18 protein-coding genes and 1 riboswitch are annotated in these 22,141 nt (G+C 57.6%); of the genes, 14 read left to right on the top strand and 4 right to left on the bottom strand.

Features of this window, described 5'->3' with window-relative positions; genetic code table 11:
- The first annotated feature begins 33 nt into the window (after positions 1 to 33).
- The 5 genes from osmF to galE all read left to right on the top strand — a co-directional run bounded on the left by osmF (position 34) and on the right by galE (position 4,877).
- Complete coding sequence (gene osmF / locus FPY71_RS03015; RefSeq protein ID WP_149297495.1) at positions 34 to 945, top strand: glycine betaine ABC transporter substrate-binding protein OsmF; 912 nt, start codon at positions 34 to 36, stop codon at positions 943 to 945.
- Positions 946 to 961: 16 nt separating this feature from the next.
- Positions 962 to 2,113, top strand: coding sequence for an ABC transporter permease (locus FPY71_RS03020; RefSeq protein WP_149297497.1), 1,152 nt, complete (start codon positions 962 to 964; stop codon positions 2,111 to 2,113).
- Positions 2,110 to 3,048, top strand: coding sequence for an ABC transporter ATP-binding protein (locus FPY71_RS03025; RefSeq protein ID WP_149297499.1), 939 nt, complete (start codon positions 2,110 to 2,112; stop codon positions 3,046 to 3,048). Before FPY71_RS03020 ends, FPY71_RS03025 begins: the two co-directional genes overlap by 4 nt.
- Complete coding sequence (locus tag FPY71_RS03030) at positions 3,045 to 3,797, top strand: ABC transporter permease (protein ID WP_149297501.1); 753 nt, start codon at positions 3,045 to 3,047, stop codon at positions 3,795 to 3,797. Before FPY71_RS03025 ends, FPY71_RS03030 begins: the two co-directional genes overlap by 4 nt.
- Before the next feature lie 93 nt (positions 3,798 to 3,890).
- Complete coding sequence (gene galE, locus FPY71_RS03035; protein ID WP_149297503.1) at positions 3,891 to 4,877, top strand: UDP-glucose 4-epimerase GalE; 987 nt, start codon at positions 3,891 to 3,893, stop codon at positions 4,875 to 4,877.
- 4 nt (positions 4,878 to 4,881) lie between these two features.
- Here the strand turns inward: galE and FPY71_RS03040 are convergent, their stop codons facing one another.
- Positions 4,882 to 5,235 (bottom strand): hypothetical protein, encoded by a 354-nt coding sequence (locus tag FPY71_RS03040; RefSeq protein WP_149297505.1) that lies wholly within the window; start codon positions 5,233 to 5,235, stop codon positions 4,882 to 4,884.
- A 246-nt stretch (positions 5,236 to 5,481) separates the two neighbouring features.
- Here FPY71_RS03040 and FPY71_RS03045 point away from each other — a divergent pair, with 246 nt between their 5' ends.
- Positions 5,482 to 6,960 carry a sensor domain-containing diguanylate cyclase gene (locus FPY71_RS03045; protein WP_149297507.1) on the top strand — a complete coding sequence of 493 codons (1,479 nt, stop codon included), beginning with the start codon at positions 5,482 to 5,484 and terminating at the stop codon, positions 6,958 to 6,960.
- A 131-nt stretch (positions 6,961 to 7,091) separates the two neighbouring features.
- Here the strand turns inward: FPY71_RS03045 and FPY71_RS03050 are convergent, their stop codons facing one another.
- A complete protein-coding gene (locus tag FPY71_RS03050) occupies positions 7,092 to 8,024 on the bottom strand; it encodes a ring-cleaving dioxygenase (protein WP_149297509.1) in 933 nt (310 codons plus the stop codon).
- A 78-nt stretch (positions 8,025 to 8,102) separates the two neighbouring features.
- On the opposite strand from FPY71_RS03050, the gene FPY71_RS03055 reads away from it, so the two are divergent.
- From FPY71_RS03055 to FPY71_RS03090, 8 genes are all read left to right on the top strand, one after another.
- Entirely contained in the window at positions 8,103 to 10,769 is a 2,667-nt protein-coding gene (locus tag FPY71_RS03055; protein ID WP_149297511.1) for a bifunctional acetate--CoA ligase family protein/GNAT family N-acetyltransferase, read from the top strand.
- Positions 10,770 to 10,857: 88 nt separating this feature from the next.
- Positions 10,858 to 11,973, top strand: a complete 1,116-nt coding sequence (locus FPY71_RS03060) for an efflux RND transporter periplasmic adaptor subunit (protein WP_149297513.1) — start codon at positions 10,858 to 10,860, stop codon at positions 11,971 to 11,973.
- A 4-nt stretch (positions 11,974 to 11,977) separates the two neighbouring features.
- Entirely contained in the window at positions 11,978 to 15,112 is a 3,135-nt protein-coding gene (locus tag FPY71_RS03065) for an efflux RND transporter permease subunit (RefSeq protein ID WP_149297515.1), read from the top strand.
- An 83-nt stretch (positions 15,113 to 15,195) separates the two neighbouring features.
- Positions 15,196 to 15,283: riboswitch (glycine riboswitch) on the top strand.
- 140 nt (positions 15,284 to 15,423) lie between these two features.
- The gene (locus FPY71_RS03070; RefSeq protein WP_149297517.1) at positions 15,424 to 16,707 is read left to right on the top strand and encodes a D-amino acid dehydrogenase; all 1,284 of its coding nucleotides are present in this window, start codon (positions 15,424 to 15,426) and stop codon (positions 16,705 to 16,707) included.
- Positions 16,708 to 16,836: 129 nt separating this feature from the next.
- A complete protein-coding gene (gene otsB / locus FPY71_RS03075) occupies positions 16,837 to 17,586 on the top strand; it encodes a trehalose-phosphatase (RefSeq protein ID WP_149297519.1) in 750 nt (249 codons plus the stop codon).
- A complete protein-coding gene (locus FPY71_RS03080; protein ID WP_149297521.1) occupies positions 17,583 to 18,974 on the top strand; it encodes an alpha,alpha-trehalose-phosphate synthase (UDP-forming) in 1,392 nt (463 codons plus the stop codon). Before otsB ends, FPY71_RS03080 begins: the two co-directional genes overlap by 4 nt.
- A 98-nt stretch (positions 18,975 to 19,072) precedes the next feature.
- The gene (eda, locus tag FPY71_RS03085; protein ID WP_149297523.1) at positions 19,073 to 19,714 is read left to right on the top strand and encodes a bifunctional 4-hydroxy-2-oxoglutarate aldolase/2-dehydro-3-deoxy-phosphogluconate aldolase; all 642 of its coding nucleotides are present in this window, start codon (positions 19,073 to 19,075) and stop codon (positions 19,712 to 19,714) included.
- Complete coding sequence (locus tag FPY71_RS03090; protein WP_149297525.1) at positions 19,711 to 20,400, top strand: GNAT family N-acetyltransferase; 690 nt, start codon at positions 19,711 to 19,713, stop codon at positions 20,398 to 20,400. Before eda ends, FPY71_RS03090 begins: the two co-directional genes overlap by 4 nt.
- A 4-nt stretch (positions 20,401 to 20,404) precedes the next feature.
- Here FPY71_RS03090 and FPY71_RS03095 read toward each other — a convergent pair whose 3' ends face one another.
- A complete protein-coding gene (locus FPY71_RS03095) occupies positions 20,405 to 21,649 on the bottom strand; it encodes an APC family permease (protein ID WP_149297527.1) in 1,245 nt (414 codons plus the stop codon).
- Positions 21,637 to 22,116: a cupin domain-containing protein gene (locus tag FPY71_RS18820; protein WP_149297529.1), complete on the bottom strand. Its 480-nt coding sequence runs from the start codon at positions 22,114 to 22,116 to the stop codon at positions 21,637 to 21,639. Before FPY71_RS18820 ends, FPY71_RS03095 begins: the two co-directional genes overlap by 13 nt.
- Between the last annotated feature and the right edge of the window lie 25 nt (positions 22,117 to 22,141).

Genomic DNA, 22,141 nt, shown 5'->3' on the forward strand with positions numbered 1-22,141 from the left:
TCGCAACAATCTCACGACGGAAAAGAGAAGACCATGCGCACCACCATTCTTGCACTTGGCCTTGCGGTGGGCCTTTTTTCAACATCCGCCCTGGCCGCTCCGGTGGTCGTTTCCTCCAAAATCGACACGGAAGGTGGCGTGCTGGGCAATATCATTCTGCTCGCACTGAACAATGCCGGAATCGAAACCACCGACCGGATTCAATTGGGCGGCACGCCTGTTGTCCGTCAGGCCATTATTGCCGGGGAAATTGACATCTATCCGGAATATACCGGCAATGCCGCGTTCTTCTTCAACCGTGAGGGCGAAACGGACATCTGGAAAAATGCCGATTTGGCATATGAGGCCGCACGCGAACTGGACCTTGCAGCCAACAAGATTGTGTGGCTGACACCAGCGCCCGCCAACAACACGTGGGGCATAGCGCTCAAGGGTGATGTGGCGCAGGCCAACAATCTTGAAACGCTTTCGCAATTCGGTAGTTGGGTAACCGGCGGCGGCGAAGTCAAGCTTGCTGCATCCGCAGAATTTGTGAATTCGCCAGCGGCTTTGCCGGCTTTTCAAACCGCTTATGGTTTTACACTGACACCGGCGCAATTGCTGACATTGTCGGGCGGTGACACGGCGGCCACAATCGCCGCTGCGGCACAGGGCACCAACGGCGTCAATGCGGCAATGGTCTACGGCACGGATGGCGCATTGGCCGCATCAGGCTTGCAAGTGCTGGAGGACGACAAGGCGGTTCAGCCGGTCTATCAGCCAGCGCCGATCATCCGCGAGGCTGTATTGGAGGCAAATCCCGGCATTCAGGAGGCGTTGGAGCCGATTTTTGCGACGCTGGAGCTTTCCGTGCTTCAGGAGTTGAACGGACGTGTGCAATTGGGTGGTGAGCCGGCACGTGCTGTGGCAGAGGACTATCTGCGCAAAAGCGGCTTCCTGAAGTAAGCCCGGTCACGGGGCGATGGCGCGGCTGAACCGCCTGGGGCTTGTGATAGCGTTGCTGGCCGCAGCGGGCGGCTGGGCTTTGCCCTTTGCGATCTTTCGCGCCAATCGCATCGTGCCAGGTAACGGGGTTGCGCTGTATGCCGGGTTGCCACACGCCCCGGCGTTAGCGCTGCTGATTGTTCTAGCCGGGGCGGCCATTGTTGCGGTGCTGGTCGGCCGGCCACTCCACAGGCTGGCCGCTGGCCTGATTGCACTGGCAGGGCTGGCCGTTGCCATTGGCATGACGCCGGCCTTTCTTGGCACAGGCACCAGTTTTGAACGGGTGTCGCCCGGATCCGGCTTCTGGGTGCTTGGCTTGGCTTATGCCCTGCTGGTGGCGGATGCACTGACCGCAATGCGCCCGGGACCCGCCATGCGCATTGCAATTCTGACGATGATAGTCGCCTCGTTCGGACTGCTGTTATGGTCCGGCCGGTGGGATGGCCTTTCTGTCATGCAGGAATATGCCAGCCGGTCCGACAGCTTCTGGCGGGAAGTTGGTCGGCATTTGACACTTGCCTTCGGCTCATTGGCCGCCGCGGTTGTGGTGGGTATTCCATTGGGCCTTGTCTGCCATCGCATCAAGGCGGTGCGCATTCCGGTGCTCAACATGCTCAATGTCGTTCAAACCATTCCCTCCATTGCACTGTTTGGCCTCATGATCGCCCCTTTGGGCTGGCTGGCTGCGAACTGGCCACTTGCCAATGCGCTGGGCATTCGCGGCATTGGCGCCGCTCCTGCATTGGTTGCACTTTTCCTGTATTCACTGCTGCCGGTGGTAGCCAACACGGTGGTTGGTCTGGCCAGCATTCCGGCAGATGCCAATGATGCAGCGCGCGGAGTGGGCATGACAGATGGCCAGCGCCTGTTCAGGGTGGAACTGCCGCTGGCATTCCCGGTTATTCTCACCGCCATTCGCATCGTTCTGGTGCAGAATATCGGCCTTGTCACCATTGCAGCACTGATCGGCGGCGGTGGCCTTGGTGTCTTCGTGTTTCAGGGCATAGGTCAGACGGCCATGGATCTGGTTTTGCTGGGCGCGTTGCCCACGGTTCTGCTGGCATTCAGCGCCGCAGTTGTTCTTGATGCCGCCGTTGACGCGGCCAGCTACCACAAGGCAGGCACATGATAGAAATTCGCGACCTGACCAAAATCTACGACGACAAAGCTGTGGTGGACTCAGTTTCATTCACTGTTCAGCCGGGAACGATCAGTTGCATAGTCGGCACGTCCGGCTCCGGCAAAACCACGTTGATGCGCATGGTCAACCGCATGACGGAGGCAACAAGCGGCAGCATTCTGATCGACGGGCAGGATAATGGACATCTGCCGGTGCATGAGCTGCGGCGGAAAATTGGTTATGTCATTCAGAATCACGGCCTGTTTCCACATCGCACTGTGGCTGAAAATGTCGCCACCGTTCCCGGTCTGCTTGGTTGGGACAAACCTCGCATTGCCGCCAGAGTGAACGAACTGCTGGCATTGTTTCAACTGGACCCGGCAGAGTTTGGCCCACGCTATCCGCATGAACTGTCCGGTGGCCAGCAACAGCGTGTGGGTGTGGCGCGGGCGCTGGCGGCTGAACCGAATATCCTGTTGATGGACGAACCATTTGGTGCGCTGGATCCGATCATTCGAGCCAAGGCACAGAACGATCTTCTCGGCATCCAGAAGCAATTCGGCACGACCATAATCCTGGTGACACATGATATGGACGAAGCGATGCGGATGGGCGACCGGATTGCCGTGATGGATTCAGGCAAGCTGGTGCAATATGCCACCCCCGCAGAGTTGCTGGCACACCCGGCTACGGAATTTGTCGATGCCATGCTGGGCACGGGCGACCGTCCTTTCCGCTACCTGGCTCTCAACACAGTTGACCGGCTTGTGGAACAGGGCATGGCAGACGGTGCCCCGATTGCCGCAACCGCAAACCGGCGCGACGCATTGGCAGAGCTGTTGTGGTCTGGCCGCGATGTCGCACCAGTGGCGGGTGATGGCGGTGCGGTGCTTGGCATTGTTCGTCGGGCTCGGCTTCTGGCAGAAGCTGCGCGCCCAGCATGAAGCGACTGGCGCTCCTGCTCCCGCGCATTCTGGCGTTTGGCCTGTTGCTGGCATTTTTGCTTGTGCCGGAACGGTTCGCGCCGTTGCTGGCGCCATTGACGCAAAACAATGCACCGGCCATCTATGCGCAGGGCAGTTTGCTGCAACTGACATTCCTGCATCTGCAGATTGTTGCCATTGCCACATTTGCAGCAACTGTGGTGGCGGTTCTGCTGGCAATATTGGTGACAAGACCGGGCGGACGCGAATTTCTGCCGCTGTCCCGCAGTCTGGTTAATATTGGCCAGACCTTTCCGCCTGTGGCCGTACTGGCGCTGGCCGTTCCAGCGGTAGGGTTCGGTGAAGCTCCAACACTTATTGCGCTGTTTCTCTATGGTCTTCTGCCAATTTTTGAAAATTCTCTGACCGCACTGACCAGCATGCCACCGGCCATCATGGAAGCTGCGCGGGGCAGTGGCATGACAAATTTCCAGCGGCTGCTCAGGGTCGAGCTGCCATTGGCCTTTCCCATCATTCTGGCGGGCATTCGTTTGTCGGTCATCATCAGCCTGGCAACCGCCACCATCGGCTCCACCGTCGCCGCACGCACATTGGGCGAGGTGATCATCGCCGGACTTTTATCCAACAATCTTGCGTATATTGTTCAGGGTGGGTTGATTGTTGCGCTGCTGGCGGTTCTGCTGGCCGACGGCTTTTCCGCACTGGAAAAATGGAGCCTGCGCCGGACAGGGTTTGCTCGCGGCGCATAATTGCCCAAAGCGGGTTTCTATTGCGCAAAGCCTGTCCTAGAAGTTGGGCTTGGGCAAGTTGGCTTCCGTGCAGCGCATCGAATGGGGTTTGGCATGAGTGTTCTGGTTACGGGCGGTGCCGGATATATTGGCAGCCACATGGTTCTGGGGCTTCTGGACCGGGGTGAAGAGGTTGTGGTTCTCGACAATCTGTCCACCGGGTTTGATTTTTGCATTGCGTCGCAGGCGCACTTTGTTCAGGGCGATATTGGCGACACGGCGCTGGTTGCCCGGCTGCTGAAAGAGCACAAGGTGACTGCCATCGCGCATTTTGCCGCATCACTTCTGGTGGCGGAATCGGTGCGCGAGCCGCTGACTTATTACGCAAACAACACGGCCAGAACCCGTGATCTGATCGAAGTTGCGTTGCGCGCAGACGTGCCGCATTTCCTGTTTTCTTCCACCGCCGCAGTCTACGGCATGGCAGGCGATAAGCCCGTTCAGGAAAATGCGCCGCTAAACCCGCTTTCTCCCTATGGCCGGTCCAAGCTGATGTCGGAACATATGCTGGCCGATGTGTCAGAAGCGCACGGCCTGGCCTATGCGGCGCTGCGCTATTTCAATGTGGCGGGTGCCGACCCGCAGGGGCGCTCGGGTGAATCCACGTTCAATTCAACGCATCTGGTTAAAATTGCGATGGAAACGGTTTTGGGAAAACGGCCCGGTATGCAGATATTCGGCACGGATTATCCAACACCGGATGGAACCGCCATCCGCGATTATATCCATGTTACCGACTTGATTGCCGCGCATATGGCGGCACTGGATTATCTGCGCGCGGGCAAAGGCAATCTGACTGCCAATGTAGGCTATGGGCGGGGTTTTTCCGTTCGGCAGGTGCTGGATGTGGTGGAACAGGCAACCGGTCTGCCATTAAACGTGGCAGAAGGCCCGAGACGGGCAGGCGATCCGGCAAGCATTGTAGCCGATTCCGGCTATCTGCGGCAGGCAACGGGCTGGGAACCGCAATATGACGACCTGCCTGCCATTGCGGAGCACGCATTTGCCTGGGAGCAATATCTCAGCCGGCGCAACCGGTGAGTGCTTACGGAGCTTGTGAAATAATGCGCTGCTCTGAAGGATCACCCGGTCGGAATGCACCGGCAATGCTGAGCCCGTCGAGCACAAAAATCTGACATTGCGGGCAGTTCTTCTGCTCAAGCGGCGATGGTGAAACCATGCGGAAATAGCATATTCCCCGCGCACCAATAGGCTGGCCGTAAATGTTGCTGGCCTCAAACTCGATCGTCAGCGCCTGCAGAATATTGTCCTGTTCCGAGCGGCTGACTGCGCCGCGCTGGTAGCTGCCCGGGTTTTGAATGGCGCCGACTATGGCATCTTCGCATCGGCTGACGGCTGGAGAATCATCTGCGTATACGCGGGTTGATGATAGAATCACCGCAGCAAGCAAACATGAACATAATCGCCAGTATGCAGGCATATCCTATTTTAAAACCTCGATTTTTTAAAAATTCGCCAGTTATTGTCAGCGAGCTTGCCAGACCCTAATAACTGAAACAGCCTGAAATATGTCGTGAAATTGGAAAGCGTTATTGGCTTGAATCCGATAGACTTCATAGTACAAAGTAGTCTGCCGGTTTTGGCCAGGCTGGAAATTTAGCACTTGTGGGTGAATGGCAGTACTATGCATCTTAATTCCAGCCAGACGTTACAGAACATCTCTTCGGGCGCAAACACCCCGGACGACATATTCAATGTGACCCCAATTCCGTTGTGGCTTGAAGACTACAGCGAAATCAAACAGCTTTTCGAGAAATGGCGCGCAGAAGGTGTCACCGATCTCGTCAGTTTTCTCAATCAGGATCATGAGCGGATTCGCCAGTGCGCATCGCGCATCAAGGTTCTGAATGCGAACCAGCGTGTGCTGGAACTCTTTGAGTTCAGAACCCTCCAGGATCTGCTGGACGGGCTGGACCTCGTGTTCAGCAAGGACATGCTGACGTCACATATCGAAGAGCTTGCAATGTTGTGGGAAGGGCAGCACAGCTTTTCCAACCAGACCATCAACTACACGGCCACCGGCCGCCGGCTGAACATCCAGCTTTCCGGCCGGATTGTGCCCGGACATGAAGACAGCTGGGACCGCGTGCTCATTGCCACCGAGGACGTGACGGACAAGGAAATTGCTCAACAGAAAATAGTGGAAAGCGAGCGCTTTTCCAAAGGCCTGTTTGAACATTCGCCGATATCGCTCTGGGTTGAAGACTTTTCTGCAGTCAAGGCAATGCTGGACGATCTGCGCATGCGCGGCATCTCGGATTTTCGCGTTTTCACGGATGTGCACCCGGAATTTGTCAGCCGCTGCATGAGCGAAATTCGCGTGCTGGATGTTAACAATATGACGCTGCGGCTGTTTGGAGCGCCCAGCAAGCCGCATCTGATGCAGAATTTGAATCAGATCTTCCGCGACAAGATGGAACAACCGTTTCGCGAGCAACTGATAGACCTTTGGAATGGGGTTCTGTTTCAGGTGCGGGAGGTGGTCAATTACTCGCTGGAAGGGCAGGAACTGCACCTGATGCTGCAATTTTCCGTGCTGCCCGGGCATGAAGATGACTGGTCGCTGGTGCAGGTTGCCCTAACCGACATAACCGCGCGCAAGGCGGCAGAGGCTTATCTGGAATTTTTGGGCAAGCACGATTCACTGACCAAGCTGTACAACCGCTCATATTTTACGGATGAGCTTATCCGCCTGCAGCGCCAGAACGTTGACAAGGTGGCCGTTATCATCGCCGACCTGAACAATCTGAAATTTGTGAATGACTCTCGCGGCCACGCTGCCGGTGATGAAATGCTGCGCCGCGTGGGTGAAATTCTGGGAAAAGTGGTGAAAAAACCGTGCCACGCCTTTCGCATCGGCGGCGATGAATTTGCCCTGACTTTGCCCGGTTATGGCGAGTCCGAGGTTGAAATATTGCTGAAGGAGATGAGCGAACTGATTGAACTGAACAACCAGTTCTATTCCAATGTCAGCCTGAGCCTAGCGGTTGGCGCCGCCATCAGGCAAAGCGGCGAAAACATGGAAAGCGTCGCCCGTCGTGCCGATGTTCGGATGTACACCGATAAACGCGCCTTCCATGAAGCTCGGATCGCCAAAATGTAAGCCGCTCAAACCTCTGATTTTCCGCATTGTTCTGTCATTGAGGCGTAACCGCTTCAACGGGAAATGCTGAAGCTCTTTGCTCTATCGCATTGTCCTGTCGTTGAAACGTAACCGTTTCAACGGGAAATGCTTTAGCGAAAAGCAGGCAGATTTGCCTCAATGCTTTCGCGCATCGGCTCATAGCCGTCCGGCAACATCAGCGCGCTTCCCAACCCCGCTTCTGTCTCGTCCACCATCATCCCCGGCTTGTCAGTGGCAATCTCAAACAATATGTGGCCGGGCTCGCGGAAATAGACGGATTTGAAGTATTTCCTGTCCTTCACCTCCGTCGGCTGCAGCCCGAACTTATGCTCAAGCTTCTCGGTCATGGCCGCTTGTTCCGCCTCATCCCGCGCCCGAAACGCAATATGATGCACGCTGCCACCGCCGGGGCGCGGCTTCAGAAATCCGCCAACTGCGCGAATGTCGATAATGCTGGCCGCCGGGTCGCCTGCCAGCCCATAACGGCTGGTGCTGCCTTCCGTGCTGATGCGTTGATAGCCAAACACATCCGTCAAAATCGCCGCTGTGGGGGCTTCCTCCTCCACCAGCAGGCTGACACTGTGCAGACCTCGCACCGCGTGTTCAACCGGCACCTTGCCACCCGTGAAGGCGGGTGTGTGCTGAATGTCCGGAGTGCTCACCAGCGCCAGTCTCGTTCCGTGCGGATCGCGGAAGGGCAATGTTGAACGGCCAAACCGCCGTTCAATGCTGTCATGCACCACGCCTTTCTGCAGAAATCTATGCATCCAGAACCCAAGCGATTCATCGGGCACGCGCAACACCGTTTCCTGAACTTCGCCCACACCAAGCCTGCCCGGCGCAATATTTTCCCACGGGAAAAAAGTCACCAGACTTCCAGGAGTTCCTGCTTCATCGCCGAAATACAGGTGATAAGCGGTCGGATCTTCAAAATTGACAGTGCACTTCACCAACCGCATACCGAGAACATCGGTATAAAACTGATAGTTTTGCCGGGCATTTCCGGCAATAATTGAAACATGATGCAGGGCGCTTGCACTCATACTACGGCTCCGCCAGAACGGGTCTAATACGCAACTACTCTGAGTTGAGTTTGGCTAAAGTAGGTTTGAGGGGTCTTCATGTCCACCCGCAATCTGGATGCACTTTTTGCCCCAAAGGCCATTGTGGTGATTGGTGCCAGCAATCGCCATCATTCCGTTGGTGAGGTGCTGGCGCGCAATCTTTTTGGCGCGGGCTTCAAAGGGCCGGTCATGCCGGTCAACCCGCACGAAGCCACCATACGCTCAACCATTGCCTATGCCAGCGTGGCAGATCTGCCGGTGGTTCCGGACCTTGCCGTTATTGCGACCCCGGCACAAACCGTGCCGCAACTGGTTGCCGAACTGGGGGCAAAAGGCTGCCGGGCGGCCATTGTCATTTCGTCCGGCTTTGAGGACGCGGCCCTGCGGCAGGAATTGCTGGATGCGGCTCGCCCGCATCTGATGCGCATTGTTGGCCCTAACTGCATGGGCTTTGTTTCCCCGCTGGCCGGCATTAATGCCAGCTTCGCGCATCTTTTGCCGCGCGCCGGAGATCTGGCGTTTGTCAGCCAATCGGGTGCCATTGCAACAACCGTGCTGGATTGGGCCGATGTGCGCGGGATCGGCTTCTCGCACGTCATTTCCATTGGCGATATGTGCGATGTCGATACGGGCGATCTTCTGGACTATCTGGCCATTGACCCGAAAACCCGCGCCATTCTGTTGTATGTGGAATCGGTTACGGAAGCGCGCAAGCTGATGTCCGCGGCGCGCATCGCTGCGCGGACCAAGCCGGTGGTGGTTATCAAGGCCGGCCGGCAGAAAGCCCTGAAGCCGGGACTGACCCATATGAGCGCTTTGGCCCGAAGCGATGACGTTTTTGCGGCGGCATTTCGCCGGGCCGGCATGCTGCAGGTTGCCACATTGCGAGAGCTTTTTGAGGCTGTGGGAACATTGGCCACCGGCATGCGTCCGCGCGGCAACCGAGTGGCCATTGTGACCAATGGCGGCGGAGCGGGAACGCTGGCAGCGGATGCAGTGGCGCTGTATGGCGGGCAACTGGCCCAGCTTTCTGAAACCACGTTGCAGAAGCTGGCGGAAATGCTGCCAAAAGGGCGCACGGTCACCAACCCGGTGGATTTGCTGCGTGAAGCCGATGGCGCGCTTTATGCACAGGCACTGTCCATTGTGCTGGCAGACCCCGGGCAGGACGGCGTTCTGGTGATGAACTGCCCAACAGCCATTGCCGACGGAGTCGATGCTGCGCGGGCAACGATTGCGACAGCCAAAGCTTCGCCGCGCCGTTCATTGCTGACATGCTGGCTGGGTGAGCGCGCGGCGCGGGACTCTCGCAGGCTTTTCGCCGAAAACGCCATTCCCACCTATGATACCCCGGATGAGGCGGTGCGCGCGTTCATGCAATTGGTGGATTATCGGCACAATCAGGACATGTTGATGCAGACGCCGCCTGCTGTGGCAGCCGCTGTGACAGACCGGGAAGGGGTCAGGCAGCTTCTGCAGGACATTCTGGCACAAGGTCGCCATGTGCTGAACCCGTCAGAGGCGGGGCGTCTGTTGCAGGCCTACGGCATTCCGATCGCCAACACCGCTTATGCCCGAAATGGTGATGAGGCCGCACAACTGGCCCAGGAAATGGGCTTCCCCGTGGCTCTGAAAATTGTTTCGAGCGATATTGTGCACAAGTCCGAGGTTGGTGGTGTGCGCCTGGAGCTGGACACACCCGAGCTGGTGCGCGAAGCCGCCGGGTTGATGGAGCGGCTGGTTTCGGAACGGCGGCCTGATGCGAGTATTCAGGGTTTTTCGGTTCAGAAAATGCTGCACCGGCCTCGCGCGCATGAGGTCATTGTCGGCATTGGCGATGATGCGTCATTCGGACCGGTGATCATGGTTGGTCAAGGTGGCACGGCGGCCGAAATCATTGGCGACCGCGCCATCGGCCTGCCACCGCTGAACATGTTGCTGGCCAGGGAAATGATCGGCCGAACCCGTGTGTCGCGGTTGTTTACGGGCCATGGCGGCAACCCGGTTGTGGATGAGACGGCGCTGGCGGCAACGCTGGTCAGGCTTTCGCAAATGCTGGTGGATCTGCCGGAACTGGAAGAGCTGGATATCAACCCGCTGCTTTGCGATGAAAGCGGTGTGGTGGCGTTGGATGCCCATGTTTCCCTCAGGCCGGCATCCGGCTCCGGCGCTTCGCGTTTTGCCATACAGCCCTATCCGCAGCATCTGGAAGAAACCGTGGCTTTGAAAGGTGGGGCGCAATACCGGCTTGCCCCGGTGCGGCCGGAAGATGAGGGCGCGCTGATCGAGATGCTGGAGCGCAGCCACCCCGAAGATATCAGGCTGCGGTTTTTTGCTCCCATACGCAATATTGGCCACAGCTTTGCTGCCCGTTTGACCCAGATTGATTACAGCCGGGAAATGGCATTCGTTGCGCGCCCGCTGGGGGTGAATGAAAGTGAAATTCTGGGCGCTGCCCGCATCATTCTGGATGCCGAGGAAGAGGAGGGCGAGTTCGGCATCATGGTGCGCTCTGACCAGAAGGGCAGAGGGCTGGGCTATGCCCTGATGCAAAAGATTCTGGACTATGCTGCGACGCGCGGCGTTAAAAAAGTTTTTGCCGAGGTTCTGGCGGAGAACACGTCCATGCTGGCGCTTGCGCGGGAGCTGGGCTTTGTCGGACATGCCGCGCCCGATGACCCCACCGTGCGGCATATTGAAATTGATTTAACGGATCACCAATAGAATAAAGCTTTTTGTTACTGAAAAGCCCTCAATCGAACAAGTTTTGCCGTCATAGAGCGCGGCTATATATTCAGTACAAGTGACCTCGATGGCCCGCAAAACCAAACTGACTGTTGCCGCCCTTTTTCTGGGCCTTGTGCTGCTGGGGGGCTTTGCCCTGTTTGGCAGGCCGCAGGAGCCTGCGCCGGCGGCGGCTGAAACCCCCACAATCATTGAGCTGGCGGCATCGGAAGTGCAGCGGGTGGAGCCGCAAACGGCGGTGTTTGACCTGCGCGTCACCGGCACTTTGCGGGCAGAGCGGCGCACCATCATGACAGCGCAGGTTTCCGGGACGATTGAGGACATTACCGTCAAGGTCGGCGATCGGGTGGCGCGGGGCGATATGCTCCTGCGCTTTGATCTGGCGCCGCTGCGCTCAACCCTGGAAGCGCGGGAAGCTTCTCGTGAATCGATTGTTGCGCAGTTGAAGCTGGCTGAAACCGTGCTGGCGCGTAACACCCAGCTTGGCACGCGCGGCATTTCATCGGAATCGGTGCGGCTGGAGGCAGAGGCCAATGTGGCAAACCTGCGGGCGCAATTGCGTGGACTGGATGCCGAGGTTGCAGATGCCAGACGCAATCTGGCCGAGGGGGTTATCACCGCTCCATTCGACGGTGTCATTTCAGAGCGCAAGGTTGAGTCCGGGCAGACCGTTCCAGTCAACACAGACCTTTTGACGCTGGTTGACCTTTCCACGCTGGAAGTTGAAGCCGGAGTGCCAACCAGCCAGATAGTCGAGGTCAAGCCCGGCCAGAAGGCCATGCTGACCGTGGAAGGTTTGCCGGATCGCAAATTCGAGGCCACCGTGGTGCGTCTTGCGCCAGTGGCTATCGAGGGCTCGAGAACGGTGCGCGTTTATCTTTCACTGGACAACAGCGAAGGCTTGTTGCGCGGCGGGATGTTTGCCACCGGCACCTTGCGCACGGGTGAGAGGCCCAATGTCATAGCCGTTCCACAGGCCGCAATCCGCCAGGATGATGTCGGCTTGTTTGTTCTGAAGGAAAATTCCGGCCGGCTTGTCCGGCAGGGCGTGACAACCGGTTTGCCTGTTGGCAAGCCGGGATTGGTGGAAGTTTCGGAAGGTTTGCAGGCGGGCGATGTGGTGGTGGTTGCGCCACTGCCGGATTTGCAGCCAGACACCAATATTGTGGTGTCGGGGGCTTAAGCCAATGTTTCTGACCCGCATCAGCGTTGCGCATCCGGTTTTTGCCACCATGATGATGGTGGCAATTGTCGTTGTCGGCCTGTTTTCCTTCAACCGGCTGGGCGTGGATCTGTTCCCCGACGTGGACATGCCGGTTGTTGTGGTGATCACCTCTTACGAGGGAGCATCGCCTGAAACAGTCGAGAATGAAGTTACAAAGCCTATTGAAACCGAGGTCAACACGATTGGTGGTATCGATACCATCACGTCCGACAGCTATGAAAGCCGCTCGGTTGTCGTCATCCAGTTTGATCTGGACACGGATTCCCGCACGGCTGCGGAAGAGGTGCGGGACCGTGTTGCGCGCCTGGAGGCCGGCTTCGCCGATGGGGTGGATACACCGCAGGTTCGGCGGTTCAATCCGGATGATGAGCCGATCCTGTCAATCTCGGTGTTTTCCGACACGCGCAACCTGACGGACATGACGACGCTGGCAGACAGGATCATTGTCAACCGGCTCAGCGTGTTGCCCGGCGTTGGGCAGGTGACGATTGTAGGTGGAAGCGAGCGGCAGGTTCTGGTGCTGGTCAACCCGGACAGGCTGGAAGCCCTGGGCATTTCCGTTTCCACCGTCATGGATGCCATTCGCCGGGAAAATCAGGATCGCGCAGCGGGCACGCTGATTTCCGGCATTGGTCAGCGTATCGTCACGGTTGAGGGACGGCTGCAAGATATTGCCGATTTTAACTCCATCATCGTTGCCAGCAATGGCGGGTCGCCGGTGTATCTTTCCGACGTGGCGCAGGTGCTGGATGGCGGGGCGGAACTGACCAGCCGTGCCAGCTACAATGGCGCACAGGCGCTCGGCGTGGATGTGGTCAAGGTGCAGGGCGTCAACACCGTTGGCGTGGCGCGTGAGCTGAATCAGGAAATTGAAAAACTGGCGCAGGAGCTGGAGCCGGAGGGCCTTGTGCTGACCGTTTCCAAAGACAATTCCCGCCCCATCGCCCTGCAATCGGCAGAGGTGCAGCGCACGCTGATCGAGGGCGGCGTTCTCACCGTGCTGATTGTTTTTCTGTTTCTGAATTCCTGGCGTTCCACCGTCATTACCGGGCTGACGCTGCCGATCTCGGTCATTGGCACATTCGCGGTCATGTATTTTCTTGGCTTCACGCTCAACACCATGACTTTGATGGCGCTGTCTCTTTCGATCGGTATTCTGATTGATGACGCCATTGTTGTGCGGGAAAATATCACCCGACATCTGCAAATGGGCAAATCTCACCGGCAGGCGGCGATAGATGGCACCAATGAAATTGGCCTTGCGGTCATGGCCACAACGCTGTGCATTGTTGCAGTGTTTCTGCCGGTCGCCTTCATGGGCGGCATTATCGGCCGTTTCTTTTTGCAATTTGGCGTCACGGTTTCGGTGGCAGTCGCCATTTCGCTGTTTGTTGCCTTCACGCTGGATCCTATGCTCTCCAGTGTCTGGTACGATCCGGCAACGCAGCCAAATGCCAAACGCGGGCCAATTGGCCGGCTGGTGGCGCGGTTTGACCGGGCGTTTGAACGGCTGGCCGGGCAATATCGCCACGTCATCCGCTGGAGCTTCCGCCACCGCCTGCTGACATTGTTTGCGGCCCTGGCCATTTTTGTCGGCAGTCTCATGCTGGTGCCGCGCATCGGTGCCGAATTTTTGCCGCCGTCCAACAATGGCGAGTTTTCAATTTACGTCGAAGGGCCACAGGGCTCATCACTTGACTATATGGCGGAAAAAGTGCGGCAGGTGGAAGCGGCACTGGGCGATTTCCCGGAAATCGACAATACGTATTCCACCATCAATGCCGGTGGCGCGCGCGGCTTCAATGCAGCCAATATCGCCGTTCGGCTGGTGCCGGTGGCAGAGCGCAGCATTTCCACCAGCGCTATAGCAGAGCCGATCCGCCAGCGTCTGGCGCGCATTGCCGGGCTGGAAATTTCCATCAATCAGGATTCCATGGGCGGTGGCGGTGGCGCCGCGTCAAAGCCGGTGCAGGTTTCTGTGCTTGGCGATGGACAGGAAATGCTTCGGCAGATTTCCGAGCAGGTGAAGCAGCGGTTGACAGCGATCCCGGGCGCGGTGGAGGTGGAATCCTCCATCGACAATGAGCGGCCGACTTATGCTGTGCGTGTGCGCCGTGAGGCCGCAAGTGACCTGGACGTTTCCGTTGAGGCCATTGGCCGTACATTGCGGCCATTGATTGCAGGTGACGCGATTTCCGTATGGAATGCGCCGGACGGCCAATCCTACGATGTGCTGGTGCGCCTGCCGCCAGAAGCGCGGGAAGAGGCTGTGCAGATGCGCAATCTGGCCATTGCAACCGGGCGCACGGATGAAAACGGCCGCCCGATCACCGTTCTGCTCAACCAGGTTGCGGATGTGGTGGAAAGTGTTGCGCCGGAATCCATCACCCGCAAAGACCTTTCCCGGGAAATTCGCATCTCGGCCAATGTGCAGGGGCGGGCTCTGGGCGATGTGACATCGGATCTGACAGCGGCCATCGCGCAACTGGACATTCCGGCGGGGTATCGTGTGGTGTTCGGTGGTGAAGCGCAGGACATGCAGGAAAGTCTGGGCTATGCGGTGCAGGCCCTGGGACTGGCCGTCATCTTCATTTACCTGATTCTCGCTTCGCAGTTCGGCTCGTTCGTTCAGCCTTTTGCCATCATGATGACATTGCCGCTTTCTCTTATCGGTGTGCTTCTGGGCTTGCTGATCACGGGTTCGACACTCAACATTTTCTCCATCATCGGTTTCATCATGCTGATGGGTCTGGTGACCAAAAACGCGATTCTGCTGGTGGATTATTCCAATCGCCTTCGAGAAACCGGCATGAACCTGCAGGACAGTCTGGTTGAAGCGGGAGCGGTGCGCCTGCGCCCGATTGTCATGACAACACTGGCGATGATTTTTGGCATGTTGCCTCTGGCGCTGGGCATCGGCGAGGGCGGTGAGCAACGCGCGCCCATGGCCCACGCCGTCATAGGCGGGTTGATTTCGTCCACATTGCTGACGCTGGTGTTTGTGCCGGTTGCGCTGACCTATCTTGATGGCATGGCAAGGCGTGTTTCCAGACGTCTGCCGAAAGCGCCGGATGACCACGTTGAGTCTACAGTCTGAGCAGCAATTCCCGGTTGCAAAATTCATCTGCCGCTTTTCCGGGCTTGCTGCAAATGGTGGCAACGTGTATTATGAAACGACATGAACCGCTTGCGGGAGAGACCGGCTTTTGCCGGCGCCGAAGGAGCAACCGCCCCGGAATCTCTCAGGCAAAAGGACCGCGCGGTATTTTAACATCCGGAGAGTGGCGCCTTTGCGCGTCCGCCGAAGGAGAAAGCGGCTAAGGATTCCCCTGAACCGTGAAGCTCTCAGGCTAATGACGGATGGGGCACGAAACCAAGCCCGCCTCTGGCGTGGCGAAAGGATGTATCGTGACCTCAGTTGCCGTTATCGGAGCCGGTATTACCGGTGTGACCACTGCTTACAAGCTTATGCGCCAGGGCCTTGATGTTACGGTTTATGACCGTAATGGCTATGCGGCCATGGAAACCTCATTCGCCAATGGCGGCCAGTTGTCAGCCTCCAACGCCGAAGTCTGGAACTCGCCGGCCACCTTCCTGAAGGGCATCAAATGGATGCTGAAGAAGGATGCGCCTTTGCTGGTGCATCCAGCGCCAACTTGGCACAAGCTGTCGTGGATGGCTGAATTTGTGCTGGCCGCCCGCAATTTCGAGGAAAACACCATTGCCACCGTCAAGCTGGCAATTGCCGCGCGGGACCATCTTCTTGAAATGGCCGATACCGAAGGTTTCAGCTTCGATGTTGAGAAGCGCGGTATTCTGCATGTTTATGAATCCAAATCGGAATATGAGCACGCTGCGAAAATTTCCGAACTTTACAAAAAGGGCGGTCTTGCCCGCCGCGCTTTGTCCAACAGCGAAATTCATGAGGTCGAGCCGGCGCTTAATGGAAATTTCCATGGCGGCTTCTTCACGGAATCCGACTTTACCGGCGACATTCACCGCTATACGCGTGGACTGGCGGCCGCCTGTCTGCGCCATGGTGTCAAGTTTGAGTATGATGCCAATGTAACCCGGCTCGCTCGCCATCAGGGCGGCGTCACCATCAATTGGCAGGACAGAGGGCGGAATGACCGCACCAGCCGGTTTGATGCCATTGTGGTATGCGCAGGCGTGGACAGCCGCCGCTTTGCCGCCATGCTGGGAGATCGCGTCAACATCTATCCGGTGAAGGGCTATTCCATCACGGTGAATCTGAACGACGCCGAAAGCCAGAACGGTGCGCCATGGGTCAGCCTGCTGGATGACAAGGCAAAGATCGTCACCAGCCGTCTTGGTCGTGACCGGCTGCGGATTGCCGGAACTGCCGAGTTCACCGGCTTCAACCGTGATATTCGCAGCGCACGCATTGAGCCTCTGGTGAAATGGTGCCGCGAGCGGTTCCCACGGGTGTCCACAGCATCCACCGTGCCATGGGCCGGCTTGCGCCCGATGATGCCGGACATGCTGCCACGGGTTGGCCGCGGCAAGGCAGAGGGCGTGTTTTACAACACCGGCCATGGCCATCTTGGCTGGACCTTGTCGGCCATTACCGCAGACACAATTGCCGCAGAAGTTGCAGGTACCTTCGCTAAAAAAGGTGTGGTGTTGAAACCGTTCGTTCCGGCGACGGCTTTGGCTGACAGGGCTGCATAAGCAGCAACTTAAGGCTTGAAAATTCAGGGGCGCCGCAGTCTTGCGGCGCCCTTTTTGCTGGCTTTGTCTGCCCCGGCCGAACAATCAAGGGGGTGACGAAAGGCGGATTGGTCCTTATGTTGCTGGATCATGCAACAAATTTCAGCCTTCGATCCGTCGCAAGAAGCCCTGTTTCTGGATTTCGATGGAACTCTTGTCGACTTTGCCGATGATCCGGCAAAGGTTTTTGTGAAACCGGATGTTTCCGAGCATCTGGCGAGACTGCAAGCGGCTACGTCCGGGGCGCTTGCGATTGTCAGCGGGCGGCCAATAGCGGATCTGGACAGTTTTCTGAAACCATTGCGGTTTTGCGCGGCCGGGGTGCATGGGTGGGAGTTGCGCACAGAACCTGACGGGCAAGTGCAACATCTGGCAACGCCCGAGGCACTGGCAACGGTGCGCCAGAAATTGCAAGAAGCTGTGCAGCGCGACGGTTACATTCAACTTGAAGACAAGGGCACAGCGCTGGTTCTGCACTATCGCACAGTGCCGGAGCGCCGGGCGCAGGCGGAAGCCATCATGCAGGGCGCTGTTGCCGGCCAGATCGGCTTTAAAGTCATGTCCGGCCATTGCGTGATTGAAGTGCACAAACTGGGCATGGACAAGGGTGCGGCACTCGACACGCTCATGCAACACGCGCCATTCGTGGGACGTCGCCCGGTCTATATTGGTGATGACACAACGGATGAATATGCCTTTGCTGCGCTTTCGCGGTGGGGCGGGCGCGGTTTCAAGGTTGGCAATGGAACCACAGCCGCGCAGGCGCGTCTGGCAGATGTGGCCGCGGTGCATACGTGGCTGGGTAAGGCCGGTCTGGCGCAAACAGGGGAGTTGTCATGACAGGCACACAGCGCAGACTTGTCGTTGTGTCCAATCGAGTTGGTCCGCTGAATGATGAGGGCAAGGCCGGTGGGCTGGCAGTTGGCCTGGCAGATGCATTGCGCAAGCGCGGTGGATTGTGGTTCGGGTGGAGCGGCAATGTCTCCGATAAAGGCACATTCAGCGAACTTTCAACTGAAATTGCCGGCACCACCGCTCTGACGACCATCGATCTGAGCGAGGCGGAGCTGGAGGGCTTCTATTTCGGCTACGCCAATCGCTCGCTTTGGCCGCTGCTGCACTACAGGCTGGATATTGCCCGGTTCGACCGGCAGTCTGACCGGATCTACCGCTCGGTCAATCAACGATTTGCCGCCCGTCTGTTTCCGCAGATTGACGATAATGATCTGATCTGGGTTCATGACTATCACTTCTTTTATCTCGGATCGGAACTGCGTCAGTGCGGATTCACTGGCAGGCTTGGCTTCTTCCTGCATATCCCGTTCTGCCCGCCGGAAATTCTCACCGCGTTGCCGGCCAGCCATGATCTTGTCCGGTCCATGCTGGCTTACGATGTCGTGGGCTTCCAGACAGAGTTGGACAGGCGCAATTTTGCATCCTTCTGCGTGCAGGAGCTGGATGGTGAGGAACTGCCTGATCATCAGATTCGCGTGCATGATCGCGTCGTCAGGGCAATTGCATGCCCGATCGGCGTGGATGCGGAGGGCTTTGCCGATTTCGCCCTGTCGCCGGAAGCAGTGGAGCATGAGGAGATGATGCGCGACATCGCGCATGGGCGGCATCAGATCGTCGGCGTGGACCGACTGGATTATTCCAAGGGCATCATCGAGAGATTGCGTGGTTTCGAGCAGCTTTTGGAAGATTATCCGGAAAATCGCGGCACGTCGCAATTTCTGCAGATAGCGCCGTTGTCACGGGTTGAACTGGATGCCTATGCCGAGTTGCGCACGGAGGTGGAGCAGATTGCGGGCAACATCAATGGCCGGTTTGCAACGCTGGATTGGACACCGGTGCAGATCATGACACGCGGCTTTACCCGCAAGGCGCTGGCTGGAATTTACCGTGCCGCGCGGGTTTGCATGGTCACACCGCTGCGCGATGGCATGAACCTTGTTGCCAAGGAATTTGTGGCTGCGCAGGATGAAAGAGATCCGGGTGTTCTGGTGCTTTCACGCTTTGCCGGCGCGCGAGAGGAACTCTCGGAAGCGCTGATCGTCAACCCCTATTCATCGGAAGACGTGGCACGCGCCATACAGCGTGCACTGACCATGTCCCTTTCGGAGCGGCGCGATCGATACGATGCATTGCGCCACGCGGTCTTCACCAATACTGCGGGCCACTGGTGCGCGGCGTTTCTGCGGGAACTGGAAGGTGCCCCACCACAATAGGCGGTTGTCCTGAATTGCGATAATAGAAGCCCGCAGGTTAGTTTTGGCGATTCGAGGGCTAATACCCTCGTCGCAACAGGATCAGGGATAGACAGGCCATGGCACAAAAAGTAGACGCGCTGCGCGCAATTCTGTCGGCGCAGCCAGTCATTCCGGTTGTTGCAGTGGAAAGCGCGGCCAGCGCGGTTGCATTGGCAAGGGCGCTTGCTGCCGGTGGCCTGCGGGCGATTGAAATCACCTTGCGGACTCCCGCGGCGCTGGACGCTATTGCCGCTGTGGCCAACGATGTGCCGGAAGCTATCTGCGGCGCAGGCACCATTCTCACACCTGCGCAATTCGAAGCTGCGGAAGATGCAGGCGCGCAATTCATTGTTTCGCCTGGTGCTACGGTAGAGGTTCTTGATGCGGCAAAAGCGGGTGATGCACCCCTGCTGCCCGGTGCTGCAACGCCAAGCGAGCTTATGGCAATGATTGAGGAAGGTTATGAGGTCCTCAAATTCTTCCCGGCCGAGCAACTGGGTGGCGTTGCCTATCTCAAGGCACTTGCACCCGTGTTTCAATCCTTGAAATTCTGTCCGACTGGCGGTGTTTCACCGGCGAATGTGAAACAATATCTCGGCCTGCCAAATGTCATCTGCGTCGGCGGTTCCTGGGTGGCCCCGAAGGATTTGCTGGATGCCGGTGATTATGCCGGCATAACCGCTTTGGCGGCGGATGCATTTGCATTGAGGAATGCATGAGCGCCGATCTTGCAGACTATTCGCCACGCGCTGCCCCCGGACAAGAGGTTTTGCGTGGCCGTCATGTCGATCTGGAGCCGGTCAGCCGCGAGCATCTGTCGGGCTTATATGCGGCTTTCAGCGCCATTGGTGGCCGGGAAAACTGGCAATACATGCATTACGGGCCGTTTGAAGATTTAGAAAGCTTCAAGCGCTTTGCAGAGGCAACCTATTTCGGCGAAGACCCGTTTTTCTACACCGTGATGTCCAAAGCCAGCGGCAAGCCACTTGGCGTCCTTGCGCTCATGCGGATAGACCGCGCCAACGGCGTGATCGAGATTGGCAATATCTTCTTTTCCCCGGCATTGCAGCGCAGCCGTGAGGCCAGTGAAGCGCTGTATCTGGCGATGGAACGGGTGTTTGGCCAGCTTGGCTATCGCCGATATGAGTGGAAATGCGACAATGCCAATGCTCCATCGCGCAAGGCTGCGGCGCGTCTGGGCTTCACATTTGAAGGCGTGTTTCGCCAGCATATGATCCGCAAGGGCGTAAACCGCGACACGGCGTGGTTTTCCATAATCGATCAGGAATGGCCGGAACTGCAGGCTGCGTTTCAAGCCTATCTTGCCGATGATAACTACGACAGTGAAGGGCGGCAATTGCAGCCGCTCAGCGCATTTCAGGCCAGGCGGCACGGTCACTCGTGATAGGTCAAACCCGGCTTTTGACTGCGCGATCCAGCGCATAAGCCGCCAGAACAAGCGCAACAGGGTAGAGCATTGCCCATGCATCGCGCATCGCCAGAATGGTCAGCACGACCAGAATGGCAATGCCTGAAACAGCTTTGATCCTCTTCTGGTCTGAGGCGACAAAAAGCGCTACGGCGCCAATCCCATAAAGCACCAGAAAGTTCTGACCAGCATATTCCAGCAATGTGTCCAGCGGCAGTATTCCCTGGCTTGCCAATCCGATCGCCGCCAACATGGCCACCAGAACAGCCATTACGGCGCGAGCGGGCGTGCCTGCGCTTGTGATGGCAAGGGTTGAGGGCAACAGTCCCTGGCGTGCGCAGGAAAAGACCATTCGCGACACTGCCCAAATGGCAGCGGACAAATTTGCAAAGATCATCACTGTCGCCGTGACGGCCATCGCCACACCGGCCCATGAGCCATAGCTGGCAGACAAAATCGCCACAAAAGGCGCTTCATATGACGCGGATAAACCGCTCATTGCCACGATTTGCGCAAGTGCAAGGTAAAAGCACAGGGCGATGAGGAAGGAGAGAGCCATGGCTAACGGCAGGTCTCTTTGCGGGTTGCGGAATTCCTCGGATAGATGGGCGGCTACCTCCCAGCCCGTAAAGGCAAAGAATATCATCATGAACACAGCCGCACAGGTTTCGGTATCGATGTTCAAAGGCGTGGATTGCAAGGTGGGCGATGGCACACCACCGGCAACCGCGTATCCACCCAGTACTACAATGACGACGAGCACGAAGATCAGCGCAGATGCGATGACGCTGTTGACCCGACCGGCCAGTTCGGCCGAAAGAAAATTGACCAGCGTGGCAAGCATGACAAGGCCAGCGCCAAGAACATAGGGCGAGAGGTTGATGATGGTTGCCGCATAATAACCGCCGGTGATTGCAACGGCGGGCAGGCCGAGCGTGACTGCGCCCAGAAATAGAAATGTGCCAGCAGTGTAGCCCGTGCGGCCAAACTGGTTGCCTGCAAATGCCGGAATGCCGCCTGCATCTGGAAACCGCCGGCCAATCATCGCGAAAACAGCCAGCAGCGGCGCTGCTGCCAGTGCGCAACCAAGCCATATCCAGATTGCCTGCTCACCAGCCTGCCGGAGTGCAAGGCCGGGCAATGTCAGCAGGCCCGCGCCCATAACAATGTTGAGCATCAATGCAGTGCCCCTGGTCACACCCAGAGTTTTCCTCAGATCAGACATGTTGCGTCCTCACCGAAAAGGCGAAACATGGCAATGGCATAGCAAGCGCCGTTTTCAAGCGCCACCGAGCCATGACACGTTCCGCATGGCAGACATATAACATCGCTCGCATGGCAAATCTGTTCGCAACCTTCCCCGTAAAAACGGACTGATCCTCTGAGTGTGATCCGCGTTTCGTCGGTTTCATTGAAGTGCCATAGACAGTGTTTTCCGGGCGGAACATTCTGCAATTCAATTGAACCCTGAGGAGACAGGATTGCGAAAATTATCTCTGAAAAACTTGCCGGGTCGATCCTGTCAGTGAGGATTTGCACAGTCGCTGATATTTGGCCCTGAGGTAGGGGACCTGGGCAACTGCTGTTGACAGTAAAGGGTCTCGCCACGCTGAATCCTGGCTGTTCTGGTTCGCTTTGAGAACCAGTTGTCCAACAGCAGGATTTGGGAAAACAGGGTGCCATTTGCCTCATAGTGTGCAATTTGCAAGCTTTGCTC

The sequence above is a fragment of the Aureimonas fodinaquatilis genome (assembly GCF_008369445.1).
GTDB lineage: Bacteria > Pseudomonadota > Alphaproteobacteria > Rhizobiales > Rhizobiaceae > Aureimonas > Aureimonas fodinaquatilis.

What these genes read in the sequence shown, in the direction of transcription:
- FPY71_RS03025 (WP_149297499.1), top strand. Translation starts at nt 2,110, where the DNA reads ATGATAGAAATTCGCGACCTGACCAAAATCTACGACGACAAAGCTGTG.
- FPY71_RS03030 (WP_149297501.1), top strand. Translation starts at nt 3,045, where the DNA reads ATGAAGCGACTGGCGCTCCTGCTCCCGCGCATTCTGGCGTTTGGCCTG.
- FPY71_RS03045 (WP_149297507.1), top strand. Translation starts at nt 5,482, where the DNA reads ATGCATCTTAATTCCAGCCAGACGTTACAGAACATCTCTTCGGGCGCA.
- osmF (WP_149297495.1), top strand. Translation starts at nt 34, where the DNA reads ATGCGCACCACCATTCTTGCACTTGGCCTTGCGGTGGGCCTTTTTTCA.
- FPY71_RS03060 (WP_149297513.1), top strand. Translation starts at nt 10,858, where the DNA reads ATGGCCCGCAAAACCAAACTGACTGTTGCCGCCCTTTTTCTGGGCCTT.
- FPY71_RS18820 (WP_149297529.1), bottom strand. Translation starts at nt 22,116, where the DNA reads ATGAGGCAAATGGCACCCTGTTTTCCCAAATCCTGCTGTTGGACAACT.
- FPY71_RS03020 (WP_149297497.1), top strand. Translation starts at nt 962, where the DNA reads ATGGCGCGGCTGAACCGCCTGGGGCTTGTGATAGCGTTGCTGGCCGCA.
- FPY71_RS03065 (WP_149297515.1), top strand. Translation starts at nt 11,978, where the DNA reads ATGTTTCTGACCCGCATCAGCGTTGCGCATCCGGTTTTTGCCACCATG.
- FPY71_RS03050 (WP_149297509.1), bottom strand. Translation starts at nt 8,024, where the DNA reads ATGAGTGCAAGCGCCCTGCATCATGTTTCAATTATTGCCGGAAATGCC.
- FPY71_RS03080 (WP_149297521.1), top strand. Translation starts at nt 17,583, where the DNA reads ATGACAGGCACACAGCGCAGACTTGTCGTTGTGTCCAATCGAGTTGGT.
- galE (WP_149297503.1), top strand. Translation starts at nt 3,891, where the DNA reads ATGAGTGTTCTGGTTACGGGCGGTGCCGGATATATTGGCAGCCACATG.
- FPY71_RS03090 (WP_149297525.1), top strand. Translation starts at nt 19,711, where the DNA reads ATGAGCGCCGATCTTGCAGACTATTCGCCACGCGCTGCCCCCGGACAA.
- FPY71_RS03055 (WP_149297511.1), top strand. Translation starts at nt 8,103, where the DNA reads ATGTCCACCCGCAATCTGGATGCACTTTTTGCCCCAAAGGCCATTGTG.
- eda (WP_149297523.1), top strand. Translation starts at nt 19,073, where the DNA reads ATGGCACAAAAAGTAGACGCGCTGCGCGCAATTCTGTCGGCGCAGCCA.
- otsB (WP_149297519.1), top strand. Translation starts at nt 16,837, where the DNA reads ATGCAACAAATTTCAGCCTTCGATCCGTCGCAAGAAGCCCTGTTTCTG.
- FPY71_RS03095 (WP_149297527.1), bottom strand. Translation starts at nt 21,649, where the DNA reads ATGTCTGATCTGAGGAAAACTCTGGGTGTGACCAGGGGCACTGCATTG.